At 38.8% G+C, this 18,410-nt stretch carries 15 protein-coding genes; 4 read left to right on the top strand and 11 right to left on the bottom strand.

The annotated features are described in order from the left end of the window. Positions 1-333 precede the first annotated feature (333 nt). From BM130_RS10675 to BM130_RS10665, 3 genes are all read right to left on the bottom strand, one after another. A complete protein-coding gene (locus BM130_RS10675) occupies positions 334-726 on the bottom strand; it encodes an HIT family protein (RefSeq protein ID WP_010527561.1) in 393 nt (130 codons plus the stop codon). Positions 727-798: 72 nt separating this feature from the next. After that, on the bottom strand, positions 799-1,272 hold the full coding sequence (gene greA, locus BM130_RS10670; protein WP_010527562.1) for a transcription elongation factor GreA: 474 nt from the start codon (positions 1,270-1,272) through the stop codon (positions 799-801). 149 nt (positions 1,273-1,421) lie between these two features. Then, on the bottom strand, positions 1,422-1,874 hold the full coding sequence (locus BM130_RS10665; RefSeq protein ID WP_010527563.1) for a hypothetical protein: 453 nt from the start codon (positions 1,872-1,874) through the stop codon (positions 1,422-1,424). Between the two features lie 95 nt (positions 1,875-1,969). Here BM130_RS10665 and BM130_RS10660 point away from each other — a divergent pair, with 95 nt between their 5' ends. After that, positions 1,970-2,440: a Rieske (2Fe-2S) protein gene (locus BM130_RS10660; protein ID WP_010527564.1), complete on the top strand. Its 471-nt coding sequence runs from the start codon at positions 1,970-1,972 to the stop codon at positions 2,438-2,440. A 274-nt stretch (positions 2,441-2,714) separates the two neighbouring features. Here BM130_RS10660 and ahcY read toward each other — a convergent pair whose 3' ends face one another. Both ahcY and BM130_RS10650 read right to left on the bottom strand, forming a co-directional pair. Continuing rightward, positions 2,715-4,115, bottom strand: a complete 1,401-nt coding sequence (gene ahcY / locus BM130_RS10655; RefSeq protein ID WP_010527565.1) for an adenosylhomocysteinase — start codon at positions 4,113-4,115, stop codon at positions 2,715-2,717. 163 nt (positions 4,116-4,278) lie between these two features. Continuing rightward, the gene (locus BM130_RS10650; RefSeq protein WP_010527566.1) at positions 4,279-5,226 is read right to left on the bottom strand and encodes a bifunctional riboflavin kinase/FAD synthetase; all 948 of its coding nucleotides are present in this window, start codon (positions 5,224-5,226) and stop codon (positions 4,279-4,281) included. 185 nt (positions 5,227-5,411) lie between these two features. On the opposite strand from BM130_RS10650, the gene BM130_RS10645 reads away from it, so the two are divergent. Together BM130_RS10645 and BM130_RS10640 are read left to right on the top strand one after the other, a co-directional pair. Then, on the top strand, positions 5,412-6,500 hold the full coding sequence (locus BM130_RS10645) for an SPOR domain-containing protein (protein ID WP_010527567.1): 1,089 nt from the start codon (positions 5,412-5,414) through the stop codon (positions 6,498-6,500). Between the two features lie 44 nt (positions 6,501-6,544). After that, entirely contained in the window at positions 6,545-7,687 is a 1,143-nt protein-coding gene (locus tag BM130_RS10640; RefSeq protein ID WP_010527568.1) for a glycosyltransferase, read from the top strand. 20 nt (positions 7,688-7,707) lie between these two features. Here BM130_RS10640 and BM130_RS10635 read toward each other — a convergent pair whose 3' ends face one another. The 4 genes from BM130_RS10635 to BM130_RS10620 form a co-directional block, all read right to left on the bottom strand. Next, positions 7,708-8,532, bottom strand: a complete 825-nt coding sequence (locus BM130_RS10635) for a metal ABC transporter permease (protein WP_010527569.1) — start codon at positions 8,530-8,532, stop codon at positions 7,708-7,710. 2 nt (positions 8,533-8,534) lie between these two features. Next, the gene (locus BM130_RS10630) at positions 8,535-9,281 is read right to left on the bottom strand and encodes a metal ABC transporter ATP-binding protein (protein WP_010527570.1); all 747 of its coding nucleotides are present in this window, start codon (positions 9,279-9,281) and stop codon (positions 8,535-8,537) included. Positions 9,282-9,290: 9 nt separating this feature from the next. After that, positions 9,291-10,169, bottom strand: a complete 879-nt coding sequence (locus BM130_RS10625) for a metal ABC transporter solute-binding protein, Zn/Mn family (protein WP_010527571.1) — start codon at positions 10,167-10,169, stop codon at positions 9,291-9,293. A 197-nt stretch (positions 10,170-10,366) separates the two neighbouring features. Next, positions 10,367-10,864: a Fur family transcriptional regulator gene (locus BM130_RS10620; protein WP_237706131.1), complete on the bottom strand. Its 498-nt coding sequence runs from the start codon at positions 10,862-10,864 to the stop codon at positions 10,367-10,369. A gap of 184 nt (positions 10,865-11,048) precedes the next feature. Here BM130_RS10620 and BM130_RS10615 point away from each other — a divergent pair, with 184 nt between their 5' ends. Beyond that, a complete protein-coding gene (locus BM130_RS10615) occupies positions 11,049-11,429 on the top strand; it encodes a response regulator (RefSeq protein ID WP_010527573.1) in 381 nt (126 codons plus the stop codon). 109 nt (positions 11,430-11,538) lie between these two features. Here BM130_RS10615 and BM130_RS10610 read toward each other — a convergent pair whose 3' ends face one another. Both BM130_RS10610 and BM130_RS15675 read right to left on the bottom strand, forming a co-directional pair. Next, on the bottom strand, positions 11,539-14,376 hold the full coding sequence (locus BM130_RS10610; protein WP_010527574.1) for an FAD-binding and (Fe-S)-binding domain-containing protein: 2,838 nt from the start codon (positions 14,374-14,376) through the stop codon (positions 11,539-11,541). Between the two features lie 234 nt (positions 14,377-14,610). Next, positions 14,611-18,279: a SusC/RagA family TonB-linked outer membrane protein gene (locus BM130_RS15675; RefSeq protein ID WP_010527575.1), complete on the bottom strand. Its 3,669-nt coding sequence runs from the start codon at positions 18,277-18,279 to the stop codon at positions 14,611-14,613. Positions 18,280-18,410: the final 131 nt, after the last annotated feature.

Genomic DNA, 18,410 nt, shown 5'->3' with positions numbered 1-18,410 from the left:
TCATTATCCTGCCTTTCCTCAATTTAATTCACTATGCTACAAATATAGTGATAATTGAGCCCTTCTTTTATGTGGCAAACATACGAGTCATTAGTTAATCAATACTAATCACTAATGACTGTTGACTATTGACTATTGACTAATCACTAACGACTATTGACTTCTTCTCCCTTCTGCCTGTGCGCTTCTGCCTTTGTCTTTTATACATGTTCTTATTGTGGAAAAGCTTCTTGCCATGCGCTCGTTTCCCATTTTAATTTATACCAAAGCAGCAGTCCCCCAAAAATATATTTGAGGGACTGCTGCTTTGATCAGAAAAATAACTCTGATAATTTAAAAAGCATTTCTTATTTTCTCAGCGATGGCTTCCATTTCTTCGTCGGAAAGTTTCACCCTGGGCTTAGAAAAGCTTACATCAGCTTCATCATTAATAGGAATCAAATGAATATGTGCATGAGGAACTTCCAGACCCAGCACTACAACGCCAACACGTTTACATGAGATAACCTTTTCAATGGCTTTAGCCACTCTCTTGGAAAACTTAATCATTTCCGCAAGGTTATCATCATCTATATCAAACAAATAATCAATTTCCTGTTTAGGAATTACCAGGGTGTGACCTTCACGTAATGGATTAATATCCAAAAACGCAAAGAAATTATCGTTTTCTGCAACTTTATAACAGGGAATTTCCCCTTTAACTATTTTAGAAAAAATGGTAGCCATAGCTTAAACCTCTAAAAATATTCTATAACGCAATACAATTAAAAATCCTTATGACTTTAATGACCTCTAAAATTACAACGAAATATCAATAATTTCAAAAGGTACAACACCGGAAGGCACTTTAATCTCTACCTTATCACCAACTTTTTTACCCATCAAACCCTGAGCGATAGGCGTAGAGACAGCAATTTTTCCGGCTTTAAGGTCAGCTTCCGAATCAGAAACCAAAGTATAGGTCATAACAGCATTATTTTTCAGGTTTTTGATTTTTACCTTATTCATCATTTGTACCTTAGTGGTATCAATTTTCGATTCATCAATCACACGGCTGTTTGCAATTGTCTCTTTAAGTTTGGCAATACGCATTTCGAGCAACCCCTGAGCTTCTTTAGCTGCATCATATTCGGCGTTTTCGGAAAGGTCACCTTTATCACGGGCTTCTGCAATTTGTTTTGAAATTTTTGGGCGCTCAACCGATTCTAAATGAGCAAGCTCTTCTCTCAATTTATTTAGCCCGCTCTGGGAAATGTAATTTACACTAGACATTTTTAATTCCTCCTATTTATTTTTGATTTTTAGTTTAGAGTATATAAAAGAAAAGAATCCCAAGACAAATAAATGTCCGGGACCCTTTGCTGCAAATTTAGCAAATGTTCTTTGGATAAAAAAAGATGAGTCCCGGCAAACTGAAATTCCTAATACTCGGGTCTTTTGAGAATTTCGGAATAAATGACGGCTTTCCTTAGATCAAAATTTTTTAAGGGATGTTCGTCAGAAAGCTCATCAAATTTAAGATTTTCCTCTTCCGACCTCAAAACAGTTTGCCGCTTCGATTTTTTATTTTTTCTTTGTCGCCGAATATCTTCCGGCGAGGTATTAGAAGTAAATACGTAATCTTCCTTTACAAAGGGATAATTTTCAATAGTATTGGGTGCACTTGATAAGGTAGCTTCTTCTTTTGGTGGTTTGGGATCCTCCTCTGGTTCTTCAATCAAATCCTCAAAAGGAGTAAAAATTTCCTCCATAGGATTAAATTCCTTCTCTTCAGGCATGTTACCTCCTGCGACTTTCTTTTTCCTGAGAGCCGAGAAGATAAAAATGGCCAGCATTATAATGATGTACAATATTTCTCCAAAAACATCGTCCATTATCCGACCTATCGTTTAATTTTAAAGTCCTAATTTAGCTCCTACAATTGATATAAGCAAAAAAAGAGGTAAAATTCGATTAAAAAACCATCCTCATGAACAGTCAATACTTACCAAAAAATTCATATATACAAAGATCATTACTTTTATCAATTATTACAAACATTATCTTTCTACTTTCGGGTTGCGGCGACAGCAACGACTTTCCGGAAAGACAATTTATCGGATATATTGACCTAACCGATCCAAATTATTCACAAAAGAGTATTTTTATAGTGCGAAGGGATAGTTACGGAAATTACCTTGGTATCAACGGCGTGGTTGTATATAAACAGGGAAATCAATACTATGCCTTTGATATAATGTGTCCATACGAAAAGAAGGAAACTTGCAGCGTAGAAATTGATTCGGATGAAGAAACTATTGTAACCTGTAAATGCTGTGGTTCCACATTTTTAGTGGCTTCACCGGATGGCGATTTAATAAGCGGACCTGCCCCTCATGGTCTGAAAAAATATAATACAAAGGTGGTTCAGAACACTTTGATTATAAATTCATCTTATTAACCCGTGGAAAATCAAAGAGCTGCCAGTAATTTCTACCAACAGCTCTTTCATTAGTATATAATTTATCTAATTCATTGGCTTGATGAAACTTAAAGTTAGTAATTAGTGATTAGTCGTAAGTCATTAGTTAATCAACACTAGTCACTAATGACAGTTGACTAATGACTAAAAACTTCTTCTGCCTTCTGCCTGTGCACTTCTGCCTTTGTCTTTTATACATGTTCTTTTGTGACAAAAGCCGCCATGCTCGTTTCATCTTTGCTAAAATAAAAACCTAGTATCTATAATGGTCAGGTTTAAAAGGACCATCCACACTAACGCCAATATAATCTGCCTGTTCGGGGGTTAACTTAGTTAATTTCACGCCCAATTTTTCCAGATGAAGTCGCGCCACTTCTTCATCAAGCCTCTTAGGAAGAGTATAAACCCCTACGTCATAATCATTTTTCCACAACTCCATTTGCGCCAAGGTTTGATTTGTAAAAGAGTTGCTCATAACAAAACTGGGATGACCGGTTGCATTCCCTAAATTGACAAGTCGTCCTCTGGACAACAAAATAATGCTATGCCCATCGCTAAAAGTAAACTTATCAACCTGTGGCTTTATGTTGGTTTCTTTAATTCCGGGCAGCAATGTTAATTTATCTACCTGAATTTCATTGTCAAAGTGACCAATATTACATACAATGGCCATATCTTTCATCGCGGCCATATGTTCTACCGTAATGACATCCCGATTTCCGGTAGCGGTAACAAAAATATCGGCTTCAGAAACAGCATCATCCAGTGTAGTAACTTCATACCCTTCCATTGCGGCCTGCAAAGCACAAATGGGGTCAATTTCAGTAACCAGAACGCGTGCACCAAAACCTCTCATACTTTGTGCACATCCTTTTCCCACATCACCATAACCACATACTACCACGGTTTTACCTGCAACCATCACATCGGTTGCCCTTTTTATCCCGTCAGCCAGACTCTCCCGACACCCATACAGGTTGTCAAACTTAGATTTGGTCACAGAATCGTTTACATTTATTGCAGGGAAAAGCAACTCTTTGCGATCCATCATCTGATAAAGCCGATGAACACCGGTAGTAGTCTCTTCACTGACTCCTTTCACACGCTTAACAACGTTATGCCAACGTTGCGGGTCTTTCTCGTAAATCTTTTTTAATCGAATCATCAACTCACGAAAATCTTCTCCTTCGTGACTATAATCCTGCTCAAGTAAGGAAGGATTTTTCTCAACCTCCACACCTTTATGTATCATTAAAGTAGCATCACCACCATCATCCACGATCAAATGAGGGCCCTGGCCATCACCAAAATCAAGAGCCCGTTCGGTGCACCACCAATAATCTTCCAAGGTCTCACCCTTCCAGGCAAAAACAGGCACCCCGGCTTTAGCTATGGCAGCAGCAGCATGATCCTGGGTAGAATATATATTACAACTGGCCCATCGAACTTCCGCCCCCAAAGCTGTTAAAGTTTCAATTAAAACGGCCGTTTGAACAGTCATATGCAACGACCCCATAATTTTGGCTCCTTTTAGAGGTGCTTCAGAACCATATTTTTCCCGCAGTGCCATAAGTCCCGGCATCTCCTTTTCTGCAATTTCAATCTCTTTGCGTCCAAAATCAGCCAGAGATATGTCTTTAACTTTATAATCCATATTTAATTTATCCTAATTGATTATCAATACTACGTAACTGCAAATCTACGAAATTGTTAAGAGAAATACCCAAAATAATTTCTATCAGGGGAATAACGAAAAATCAGCATATTAAAACAATCCTTTTTCCGGAATAGTTTTATAGGTAATTCCCCAAAATCACTCAATGGATCACACCTGCTTTCTTAAGGATTTCTTTCACTTCCACTTCATCCTTTTTTAATCTCTCTTTAAGGGCATTAATGTTTGGAAATTTTATTTCGGGCCGAGTTCTTTTTATAAACTCAACAGTTATTTCTTCGGCATATACTTCACGGGCAAAATCAAAAATATGTACTTCTAAAGATTTTTCTCCGGAAAGGCCATCAATAGTAGGGCGTCCTCCGATGTTAATCATTCCCCCATAATTTTTCCCAAGAAGATGCACTCTACAGGCATAAACACCATCATGAGGAATTAGTTTAATAGTGTCTCCAATTTCGATATTTGCCGTAGGGAAACCTAACTCCCGCCCCAATTTTCGTCCACGACCGATACGACCTTTAAGCCCATAAAAGCGTCCCAACAATTTAGAGGCCTCCCAAACATCACCATCGCCAATCATCTTCCGTATAATAGTAGAACTGGGTTTAACGCCATCAATTACCGCAGGGCCAAAAAAGTCAAAACTAAAGTGAAGTTCTTCAGACAAAGTACGTAGTTGAGATTTATCAATGCCACCATGTCCAAAACGATGATTATAGCCTACAATGAGATGTCTCATCCCAATTTTATCCAGCAGATATTGACGAATGAAAGCCTCTGCCGGCAGCAACGAAAGCTCTTTGGTAAATGGCAATACAACAATCTTATCAATACCTGTCTCACTAAGTAATAATGTTTTTTCCTCAATAGTGCTTAACAACTTTAATTCTTTGGGGTCTTGTTCTAAAACCAGTCTGGGATGAGGCCAAAAAGTTAAAACAACAGAATCACCATTAAACTCGCGAGCCTTCTCAATCAAACGTGTTAACAGGGCTTTATGTCCTTGATGCACACCATCAAACATCCCCATCGCCACAACAGGATTATTGGCATAAAACCCTTTTAGATTAGATATTAGTTTTACCATTGTCCAGAAAACGGATTTTTCTAATTTTTGCAAAGGTATAAATGTTTAATTCATCTCAACAAGGAATCTTCTAGTTACGGTTACAATAATTAAGAAAAAGAGAAAATTATAAGAAATTTTGTTTTTCTATAAAACTATTTATATTTATATCCTGAAAATGATAGTTTTAAAAGCACATAACCAATATGGAACAGTATCTGCTAGAGTTAATAAAAAATAATAATCGCGTGATTATACCTGAATTCGGGGCATTTATCATATCACGTGATGCGGGGACTACCGTATTGTTCAATAACTTCCTAACCTTTAATGATGGCTTAGTAACCAACCATTTAAGCGAACGAGAAGGGATTGAACCGGAAGAAGCCACACAACGTGTTTCAGAATTTGTAAATAAAATCAAGAAGGAATTAGATGAAAAAGGTGAATATCATCTTGAAAACATAGGGCGTTTCATCAAAGACCAAAATGGGATTTTAAGATTTACTCAAGATCCCGGCATTACCAATCTAATTCTGGATACTGAAAATGAAACCAGCAATCCCTCTGAAGTTTCTGAATTGCTCGATATCGAGAATGAACCACACTCTAAAATTGAAGATCTAAGTAAAGATGAGCCATCGCATAAAACGGAATCAACAGATTCTTCGAAAAAAGGAGACAACTTACTTAGTTTGGAAGATTCTAAAGCTGCCACAACTTCTTCTCAAAGCGTTCGTTCTTCCAATATAATACCTCCACCTCCGAGAAAAGATTCTGCCGTAATAAACGATGAACCGGAGTCTAAAAATAATGGCCGTAATTGGTGGATTATTCTAGTCATTTTATTTATTATAGCCGCTTTTCTGTTTATTTACTTTAAATATTTTAGACACAGAAATGAAACTAAAGAAATAGAAGTACCGGTGACTTCTAATGTTGTTGACACTTTAAAGGCAGACAATGAAACAAGTGCAACTCCCGACAGCATCAGTTTAACTGCAGAAGAAGGGGTAACCCGGACGCAGATCGAAGAAAAAGAAGAGGAAAAGGTAGATTATACGGGGCCCCGACACCACATTATTGTAGGTAGCTTTAAAAATGCTAACAATGCAGAACAACTGGTTAAAAAGCTTAAACAAAAAGGATATATTAATGCCTATAAATTTGAACGAAACGGTTTATTTATGGTAAGTGCTGCTTCGTATCAGTCATTGATAGATGCTCGGAAAGCGCAGGAAATGTTTGTTGAGAAAGAAAGGTTGGAAAACTGGATACTTACTTTAAGACAGTAAAGTATAGATTTATTATTTCTTGTATAACGGGTGGTTTATTACGAATGAGCTACCCGTATTTTTTTACTATTATGGACTACCTTCAGTATGCTACATTATTTATTTTAATTATATATGGCTGGCTTATAATATACTTTTTATGGGGTTGGTGGCAATTAAAGCCCCTAAAAACACAACCACCGGATAATAAAGTTGTTTATATTTCAATTATAGTCCCCTATCGTGATGAAGCACATAATCTTAAATCCTTAATAAGGGGATTAGCGAACCAACGTTTTTCCGGTCAGTTTGAGGCAATTATGGTCGATGACGGTTCCAAAGACCATGGACCTAATTTGATAAAAAAATTAAAAGAGCAATATACCTGGCTCAAAATGTCACGCTCCGATGGCGTGGGGAAAAAAGCAGCTATCAGGCATGGCATAAAACATGCAAAAGGAGAATTGATTGTAACCACCGATGCTGATTGCATTATAGGAGAAAGTTGGCTCCAAACCATATGCGATTTTTACCAGCTCAACAACCCCGACATGATTGTAATGCCGGTTAAGCTGAAAGACGGCAGTAGTATCCTGGATATATTTCAGCAAATGGATTACCTTGCCATGCAAATAGTTACTGCAGGTGCCACTGGAATTGGAAAACCAATAATTTGCAGTGGTGCTAACCTTGCATTTACTAAAGAAGCTTATCTGAAAACATCTCCCTCAATGGCAGGCCAAGATTATTTATCAGGAGATGATGTTTTTCTTTTGCATGCATTCAAAAAGCACAACCAAAAAATTTCTTATTTAAAATCACAGAAAGTTATTGTGGAAGCTCAGCCGGCACCAACAACACAGAAATTTCTGGAACAAAGAATCAGATGGGGTGGGAAAAGCAAAGGATATAAAGATTTTTTCACATTAATAACGGTAGCTATTGTGTTTCTATCCAATTTTTCGATGGCCTTATTACCCATAACAACCATTTTGCAAAATACTAAATTAATGTACGTAATTGGCTTTTGGGTTTTTAAAATATCATTAGATGCTCTTTTATTAACCAATGGCAAAAAATTTTTCTCAATCAGGACACTCTCCTGCTGGTATATTCCTTTTTCATTCATATATCCTTATTACTTGGTTTTTACAGCATTGAGTGCCTTAATAAAAAAAGAACAATGGAAAAGAAGACAAGGAAAATAAAAAGTCCTTACTCTATGTAATCATCGATTTTTTGAACTCCTTAACAAAAGGAATACTTTAACTAAGAAAAACTGAATGGTTAATACAAAAATAATGGCTGCACCTCCCGGAATATTCAAAAAGTAAGCCACCAGAAGTCCTGTTAACGAGCCGGTAATACTCCATAAAATAGAACCCGCAACAATTCGCTTAAAATCATTAGTAAACAACAGCGCCGTATTTTGTGGAATGGTAAACAGACTTAAAACCAGGATAATGCCCATAACACGTATGCTTAGCACTATTGCCAATGCCATCAGAATAGCCATAATATTTCGTATTAAAGAGACGGGCAGACCTCGTGTTTTGGAGAACTCCGGATCAAATGCCGTATAAACAATCGGACGGTACAATAAAATAAACAAAAGGGCTGTCAACAAAACCACTGCAATAAGTATCCACAAATCGAAACGGTCCACTGATAATATACTGCCAAAAAGAAAACTCATTAGATTGGGGGTATATCCGGGGGTTAGAAATACGAAAATAATTCCCAATGCCATTCCTAAAGACCATAATATGGCAATAGCACTATCTTCTCTAATTTTACCTTTTGAAGAGATCCATTCAATACCCAAAGCCGTGGTAATAGCAAAAACTACTGCCCCCAAAAATGGATTAATGCCCAAAAAATAAGCTAAACCAATACCGCCAAATGAGGCATGGGTGATTCCCCCACTTATAAATACAATTTTTCTGCTCACAATATAGGTACCTATCATGGCAGATAACAAGCTGGTGAGCAATATGGTCCAAACGGCATTTTGGAAAAATCGATGGGCAAAAAGTTCTAATAAATTTTCCATGGTTAAGAATGTTGTTTGAGAACCCGGTGCGGAAGCTCACCGTGGGTAATTAAATCAATAGGACAATTATAAATGTGAAGGACTTCTTCTGTTAGTTCATTCGAAGGATGATAATGTAAAGTCCCATTTACACATGCAATAGTTTTAACAATAGAAGATATAGTTCCTATATCATGTGAAATAAGGACTATTGACATGCGTTTATTTAATCTTTCTAATATTTTATAAAGTTCAGCCTCAAAATTTCTATCAACAAAAGTGTTTGGCTCATCCAAAATGAGTAACTGAGGATTATTTACAATAGCTCTGGCCAGCAAAACTCGCTGTAACTGCCCACCCGAAAGTTGACCAATTGCCCGGTCTTCATATCCTTCAAGCCCCAATTCATCCAATAATTTCTCAGCTATTCCCTCTGTTTTGGTAAAAAGAGATTTCCACCAGTTGCGACGGGAAGATACTCCGGATAAAATGACCTCTTTAACGGTGATAGGAAACGAGCGATCGATTCTGGAAATTTGAGGTAAATACCCAATATTAATACGGCCGGAAGGAAACAATACCCTGCCTCTGTACGGCTTTAGAATACCAAGCAACACTTTAGACAATGTGGTTTTACCTCCTCCATTGGGTCCAATTACACCTATGAAATCAAGGGGATAAATATCCAGGTTGACATCCGTCAATACAGGTGTCCCGCCGTATCCAACGGAAACATTTTTAATGGAAGCAAGCGGTTGTTTTGAGTCCATCAGACGATATTATTTAAGGTGTTTTTCCAATAGGAATTTAAGATGAGATAAATTATCGGCCCAGGCATAATCCAACGGATTAATGGTAACCAACTCAGCATCCGTTGCTTCTTTAACGGTATAAGCATTCCGCTGATCAAACTCTTGCTGAATAAATATCAAACGAATATTATGACGGTTTGCCGCTTCAATTAATTCCTGAAGTTGGCGAGGTGATGGTTCTTTCCCGTCAATCTCAATAGACAACTGTTCCAAACCATAATCTCGGGCCAGGTAGGACAAAGCCGGATGATAAATAATAAATTTTCTGTATGTAAGATTTTGAGCCATTGTTTCAAAATCTTCGTCAAGATTTGATACTTGCTTAATAAGAGAGGAATAGTTGACTTTTATGTTTTCTCTGTATTCGGGAAAAGATTTCATTAAAAAATCCCTTAAAGCAGGCAAAAAGGATTTCACCGTTTTGGGAGACATCCATATATGCGGGTCAACACCTTTATGGTCATGTCCATCATGATGATGCTCATCTGAAATAAGTTCAATCTCTTTAGCAAGCAACAAAACACTCATATCAGGATTAAGGTCTTTCATTTTATTCATCCAGGCTTGTTCAAAACCCAAATACCCTATTCCCACATAAATTTTGGATGAAGATAATTTCACCAATTGCTTCGTGGTTGGAGCATATGTAGCCGGACTCGCGCCCATAGGGACCATAACATTTACAGGTACGTTTCCGGATGTAAGCTGATCAACAAAATACTTCAACGGCTCAATGGACACCGTAATGCTGTTTTGTTGTTTTTTCTTGCTCTGACATCCATAAAAAGAAATATATGTCAATGCAATAAAAAAGGGAAATAAAATAATTAAAGAATTTCTTTTCATCCGTATAAAGTTTATTTAAGTTATTGGTTGGATGGAACTCGAATGGCTTAAGATAGGAATATCTTTCTGTCAGGCTTATCTCACTTAAATCATTTAAACCTACCTAAAACAAACTGGGAGAAATCATAATGCAATTCGACTTTTGCATGCAAATGCTTTTTCCACACAAATTCATTGATAAGGTAAAATGTTAAATCTTAAGGCGCTTTATTTCGTCCACATTTACTACAAACCCCTTCAATCACCAATCTGGCCGAATAAAATTCAAAGCCACTTGGCAGTTGACTTTTGTCAATTTCAAGCTGAGGCATGCAAAATATCTTGTGACAATTCATACAATAAAAATGGGCATGATCACTTCTTTTAAATTTCCCCGCAAGCTTAAATTTTTGTGTGGTATCATCGATTACTATTTTATGTAAAATCCCCTTTTCTGTAAACAATTTCAAAGTCCGGTATAGGGTTACTCTATCGGTTTCTTGAGGAAGTCTTTCTTCCAATTCTTTTTGTGTCAAAGCTGTACCTTCCCCATCAAAAAGTTTTAATACTTGCTTTCGGAAAGCTGTTCCCGATAGGCCATACGCTCTTAGAAAGGCTGAAATATTATTATCCTTTGAAATCATATTACAAAAGTATAATTTTCCCCGAATCTTTGCAACTGTGTTGCATTTTTTATAGATAAATTTTATAATCATTCCCGAAATTCAATACAGCACACACCCATATCAATTTGAATTTCACAAATTTGGCCAACCTCAAAAGCTATATTACCCTCGGGATACAACAGAGATCCCGTCTCATCAAGAAATCGGAAACTAATTATTAGAAACATTCTAATTTCTTATGCGTATTAAACACGAATAAACAAGCAAAATCTTTATGGCGCAAATATTACTTTGTGAAGATGATAAATTAATAGCCCGAATTATCGGAAAGATACTTGATAACCAAAAGCACCAAATTAAAATTGTCAGTAACGGAACTGAAGCCATAGAAGAGCTAAAAAAGGATCACTATGATTTAGTTATAACGGATATGATAATGCCGGGTTTTTCGGGCCTGGATGTTGTGCGGTTTATCCGTCGTCAACTCAGATCTCGTTGTCCAATACTTCTAATGTCAGGCCTTTCAGACAAAGAATTTATCCGCAAAGCCAAAAAAGTTGGCACAACAGATTTTATATCCAAACCGGTTAATATTGATATCCTTAAACGAAAAGTTGCCCACCTTATTTCCTATTCAGAAGAAATCGAAATTTAACCACCACCCATCCTTTCCCTTGAATCATCCCCCCATTTTTATACAACCACAGAATTAACATTGCTTATCAACCCATTTAAAACCTTTCAATCCTTGCTATTCTTTTGGCTTAATTAATGGGTTTTGTTGCATCATCCACTAAATAGACAATAGATTTGTAGGAAATACCACTGTGCAATGAAAGACCAATTTCACAGGTTCTACTAGTACTATATCCCTCCTGAACATCATTAGGAAGTTGTTTTTTGAGGGGTTTCAGTGCTGATGCATTTAATTCAGGGTGGGTAAAACCACGATCTCCTGCCCATCCGCAACACCCCACCTCATCGGGTACAATCACTTCAGAAGCACACATTTTTGCCAGATGTAATAATTTTGTTTCCAATCCCATTTTCGTACTACTGCAGGTGGTATGGATAGCCACTTTTTTCTGCAGGGGTTCAAACTGTAACCTGTCAGGAAAATATTTTAAGATAAACTCCACCGGCTCGTACAAATCAAGTTTAGAAGAGAGCGTCTCCTTCATTCGCAGCAAGCAAGGGCTCATATCGCAATAAATGGGATATTTACCATCGTTAGAAGCCCTCAATAATGCCTCGTTAAGCTCTTTGGCCTTAGCTAATCCTTGCGTCTTAAAACCTTTACTGTCGAAAGCCATTCCGCAGCAAAGATTCATTAATCCCTCAGGGAATATAACCCTAAACCCTGCCTTTTCAAGTAATTGTTTGGTTTTCTGGACCACAGACATCTCTCTTTTATAATCGACCGATTTCCCCATGGTACGGTTGATACAGGTGGGGAAATATACAACCGTATCTTTAGCGAAAGCATCGCCAGGTTGATAAACTCGTCGGGCAGGGCCACCGTGAGGCATATATGGATTCCACAGAGGAATTCGTCGGCCGGAGACTTTATACAATAATCCGGAAACTCTTTTCATCATTGGAGTTCCTATCACTTTGTGAATAAAACCGACAACATCCAAAAAATAACGTAGTCCCCTTGTTACCTTATCCATGTGGGTTGCAATCGATGATGCTATCTTATTTCCCGCAGAAGAATTTGTTTCAAATCTAAGCTCTTTAATTAGCTTGCCGGTGTTAATATCGACGGGGCAGGCCAGTTCGCAAAGACCATCGGTAGCACAAGTGGCTTCACCATTATATTGATATCTTTTTTGAAGTTCTTTTAAACGAAGGTGATCTTTGTTTTCCAGCGCCAGGCGATGCATCTCACGATAAGTCACAATGCGCTGACGGGGAGTAAGCGTTAACCCGCGTGATGGACAGTTCACTTCGCAAAAACCACATTCAATACATTTATCAATCAAGTCATTGGCAACGGGTAAAGGTTTAAGATTTTTCAAATGAATTTTTGGGTCATCGTTCAATATGACACCAGGATTCAAAATATTTAAAGGATCAAACAGGGTCTTAATCTGTTTCATTATTTCATAAATCTCATCGCCCCACTCTTTCCGCACAAAAGGTGCCATGTTTCGTCCGGTACCGTGTTCAGCCTTAAGGCTGCCGTCATACCGGTCAACCACCAAATGAACCAGGTCATCCATAAAACGACGGTACTTTTCCAAACCCTTAGGGTCATTAAAATCGGGCATTATAACAAAATGAATATTCCCATCCAGCAAATGTCCCCAAATCACATAACCATCGTAATCATAATTTTCCAACAACACTTTCAGATCAACCAAAGCGTCACCCAACACTTCGGCACGAAAGGCAATATCTTCAATAATACAAGCAGTTCCTTTGGGCCGGGAAGCCGCAGCAGAGGTAAACAATCCTTTTCTGACCCGCCATATTCGGTTGTATTCCAGAGTATCGGTAGTAAACGAGACGGGATAAACCGTTTCAAAAGAACTAAGAGCTTCTTCAATGGCTTTAATCTGAACATTAAGGGTATTGTTGTCTTTTGCAGAGGTTTCAATCAGCAAAGCCACCACTTCCTCATCCAATGTTTTCAATACCGAAGGCATCCCCGGTTTATTTTCCACAGACCTCAAAGCGTTACGGTCCATCAACTCGGCGGCACTTACCTCACATTGTCGAAGAGGCATTATTGCATCACATGCAGATTTAATATTTCTAAAAAAGACCAATGCCGTCGCTTTCAAAGGGAAATCTTTCACAGTTCGAAAGGTAACCTCCGAGATAAATCCCAATGTTCCCTCCGATCCAACCATCAAGTGCTGTAAAATATCTATGGGGTCCTCAAAATCGATGAGGGCATTAACACCATAACCGCAGGTATTCTTTAATTCATATTTATGTTGAATTTTCGATTTTATTTTTTGTGAAGATTTAGCCAATCGTGACAGTTCTGTTAATCGTGCCAGCATTTGGGAATGTGTCGCTTTAAATTCCCTGCGCGATTCCGAATCACGGGTATCCAAAACAGTTCCATCGTACATTACAATACGCATACCCTCAATCGTATTATAGCTATTATAACGGATACCGTAGCTCGATCCGCTGGCATTATTGGAAACAATACCTCCAATACGTGCCGAGTTAATAGATGCAGGACTAGGCCCTAACTTTCGTCCGTAGACCGACAACCGGGCATTGGCCATAGCACCGGTTATCCCACTTTGAAATGTAGCCAGCTTTCCATCTTCCGATATCCTGTAGTCAGAAAAACCTTCGCCCGTCTCAATCAATACCGAATCGGAAATAGTTTGTCCGCTAAGACTTGTCCCGCCCGATTTAAAAGTAAGGGGGACACGGTGGCGTGAACATATTTCAAGCACCCCGGCCATTTCTTCTTCTGTTTCCACCTTCAATACCATCTGCGGTATCAATCGGTAAAATCCGGCATCTGTTCCTTTGGTGAGTGTATATAATGGATCGGTATATATACGGGATTTCGGTATTAACTTATTTATGTCTTTCTTAAATTCTTTTGTAATAGCATTTTCTGTATCCATAGTAAAAGCCTGGCTTTTATATTAATTTAAAAACCCATTAACAGGTTCAAAGTTATAATACTTCTGACATATTATACAAATATACTTTCTAAAATTTTACGCTTAACTTGTCCGAACAAATTTAAAAGAGCCTACATCCCCAAATTAAAAGAGCCACCCGTAAAAGGTAGCTCTTTAAAAACATGTATTACCATTCCAAGACCATGTTGTAAGCATCAGGAAGGCCTATTATCGCTATTTAGCCCACCACAGTTCGGTATCCTGCTGGTCGGGACCCTGACGGTCGATAGCTTCCTGAAGGTTTTCATTATTTCTGGAATAAGCATTCGAACCATATCTCATTCTTTCAGGATACTTACCGGCAATATTTCCGTAGCCAAAAATTTCAGGATCGTCGACGCCATCGGCGAGGTCTGAAGGAAATCCAAGGTCTCGCACAACAGCCCAGGCTTGAAAACCTTCTGTGTAATAAGCAAGCCATCGTTGAATGGCAATTTTTTCCAAATCATCAGAGCCGTCTAAATTGGCAATAGGTGAATTTGCCAGGAAATCAGCAATTTCTGAAGGATCCACGTCCCACAATAACATGGCATGACGAAGACCTTGCCGGTAAAGTTCATTGGCATCGCCTGAACCAATTCCTCTCACAATGGCTTCGGCTTGCAAGAAATAAGACTCGGCAGTGGTCATTACGATTTCCGGGGCAATGGGCTCATCTTCACCCTTGGCTTGAATAATATATTGTGCAGGTGTACTAAACAGGCTAAACCTTGCATAATTGGACATTTCAGATCTTAACCTGACTGGCTGTCCCACATAGTAAGTATTTTCAGCCATATTAATAAAGGATACTCCATTTTCATCAACCACTTCCTCATAAACAGCCCCGGCCCGGTCGAGGGCATCCAGAATAAAGTTTTTTCGTTTTTGATACATAGCTTCGTCATCACTCTCCGGCCAGGGGATTTCAATATTTTCACCACCTACGGCCGGCTGTGCATATTTCGACAGTCGGGGATCGCCATTGTCTTTCAAATAATTAATTAAAGGTTGACTTACTGTCCAGTTTCCTCCCCCAATAAAATTATACCAGATATCTCCATAGCAGGCACTATTCCATTGGCTGATAACGTTATCTTTTGGCAATAAAGCGTTGTCTTCTTCTGAAGAAAGTAACGGCGCTGACAAAGCCGCGGTAACAGCAGTTTGGGCAAATTGTGCATCTTCCGCCCCCAAGGCTCTTAAACCTGCCCTGAGTTTTAGCGTATTGGCCAATTTTTTCCACTGCTGCAGGTCGCCTCCATAAAAAAGATCATTCGCTCCCAGATCTTCTTCGCCATCACCGGTTCTTTCGGCATTACCTATCAATTCCATAGCCTGGTCAAGATCTTCAATAATCCCGGCATAAATATCGCGCTGGGAATCAAATTTAGGCAGTAACACATCAAGATTACCGGCCTCGGAATATGGCACATCGCCAAATACATCGGTAAAATACTGGTAATAGATGCTTTTTAAAATCAAAGCGGTGGCATAGGCCAAAGAGTTTTCCTTATCACCACCGGGTCCGGTAAGCTGAAGATAGGTAACAATATTTCCGGTATAACCTTCCAGCCAGTCCCAGGCTGCATCGGTATATCCTCCATTATAGGAATAGCCCAATTCATCTGACCACCATGAAGAAGAATGCCCAAAACAAAAATGGCCGGCATACCTGTCGGAATGAATAAGATGAGCACGCCAATAGGGATAACGATCGGGAGCCATCAATTTAACCTGGCTCTTTGTTATAAAATATCTTGCAGAAATATCTCCGGCATTGATGGCCGAAGGATTCTGGTTAATATCGCTGAAATCGTCGGTACAATTGACAAACATCAATATATCTTCCAGCATATAAGGACTGGTATCATTCCCCACCTGAGCCCAGCTCATACGAATCTTGGAAAAAGACATTATACCGCCGGATAAATCTAGCATTTCATTTAGCAGTACCGACCCACTCAAAGAAGGATATGAATAAGACCGATTACCTTTGGGCAATGTAGATGACCAGTCATTTCGTAATGAAGCATCCAGGTAAAACCAGTTATTATATCCCAGACTGGCTGTGCCGTACAATGAGTTTATCTTCTTTTTGCTCAATGGTGAATATCCATAATAAACATTACTGGCGATACTCACAGGAGGCCCTTCAGGTATTCTAAAGCTATCACCATTAATTCTCATACTTCGACCATCGGAATATATATGATTACCACCAAAAGTAGTGCTCAGATTTAAAGAGCTCGACAAATCTTTATTGAACAAAAACAAAAAATCTGCATTCGTTTCAGAATCCTGGTATTGATTATAGGAAAAACGACCAGTTCCAAAAAACCAATGACCATAGGCTTCAACATTCTCGATATTTTGCTTAATTAAATCTGTTCCTACGCGAACATGGGCGCTAAGCCAGTCGTTAAACTGATACTCAATTTTAAAGAAGCCCTGGAATCGGTGTCGCCAGTCTTCCCGCCGATCATTATACATCATCCAATAAGGATTAGCCCCCAAAGAGGTATGGGATACCGCCTCCAACGTCTCAGGATTCTGATAATCTTTGTAGTCGTTAATATCGGCATTTCTCGGTATTCCATAGACATACGCCATGACACCTTCAGTTCCCAGCTTGGGACGATTTTTACCATGTTGGAAAAAGTAGGTAGCCTTAGCATCCAAAGTAAGTTTTCCGGCAAGCTTGGTATAACCACGAAGCGTGAAATTATGCCTGTCAATACTTGAATTGGGAAGAATAGAGCCGGAATGTGTATTGGTATATGAGAAACGAACATTTTGATCTTTATTGCCACCATCAATTGCCACGTTAGTAATAAGGGTTTGCCCTGTTTCAAAAAAGTCTTTAACGTTATCAGGTTGCGCCGTATACGGCCGCGTTTCACCTGTCCAGTATAATTTGTCGGATCCATCGAGTTTTGCGCCCCAGCTTCCACCAGCTTCTTTAAGGTCATCAATATTTTCAGGTACGTACCCCTGAGTACCCTGTCCGTATTGATTTTGGTAACTGGGTAAAACCATAGGCCTATCGAATGTCAGGCTGGAAGAAACCGTCACACCCAAACCATCGGATTCCCCTCCCCTCTTGGTAGTAATAAGTATCACACCATTGGCGGCACGACTACCATAAAGGGCGGCAGCATTTGGGCCTTTCAATACGGATATGGATTCAATATCATCCGGATTTATGTCAGAAACACCTGTTCCATAATCGGTTTTTGAATAACTTCCAACATCATTTTCATTGGCGGTTCCATAGCCTGAGTTGTCAAAAGGGACACCATCAACAACATACAATGGCTGGTTATCCTGCGATAAGGAATTATTGCCTCGAATAACCACCCTGGAACCACCGCCTGGACCAAAAGCACCCTGGGTTATGGTTACCCCGGCTACACGGCCCGCCAAAGAATTCATCACATTGGTTTCCTTAACCCTTGATACCTCCTCGCTCTCTACTTCGCTAACAGTATAACCTAATGACTTTTTCTGTCGCGAGATGCCAAGGGCTGTTACAACGACCTCATCCACATCATACATAGCGGATTCAAGAACAAAATTATAAGTTCCCGCCGATTCAACAATAACTTCTTTCGATAAGTAACCTACAGATGAAAAGACAATGGTACTGCCCCTTTCTACCTCTATGCGATATACACCATCAACATCAGTTATGGTACCAATCATGGTATTTTTTTGTACGACAGAAACACCGGGAATAGGTTCACCTGAAATGGCATCGGTTACCACACCTGAAACATCAATTTGTTGTGCCGTAACCATCCCTACACAAAACAGTAGAACTGATATCCCCAACCACTTTTTAAAAAATCCTCGATTTTTCATAAACTTGAATTTAATTGTTAATAAAATTGGCGCTGTTTTTCAATCCCTAATTTTTAATCTCAAGTAAATTAGGGTATTTAATTTACTTTTTCAACCTTTAACTTTTATTAACACACCTCTTTTAAATTCAA

The sequence above is a fragment of the Thermophagus xiamenensis genome (genome assembly GCF_900112795.1).
Taxonomy (GTDB): Bacteria; Bacteroidota; Bacteroidia; order Bacteroidales; family Marinilabiliaceae; genus Thermophagus; species Thermophagus xiamenensis.
Note: the sequence above shows the minus strand (reverse complement) of the source record. Positions and strands in the feature narration are given on the sequence as shown.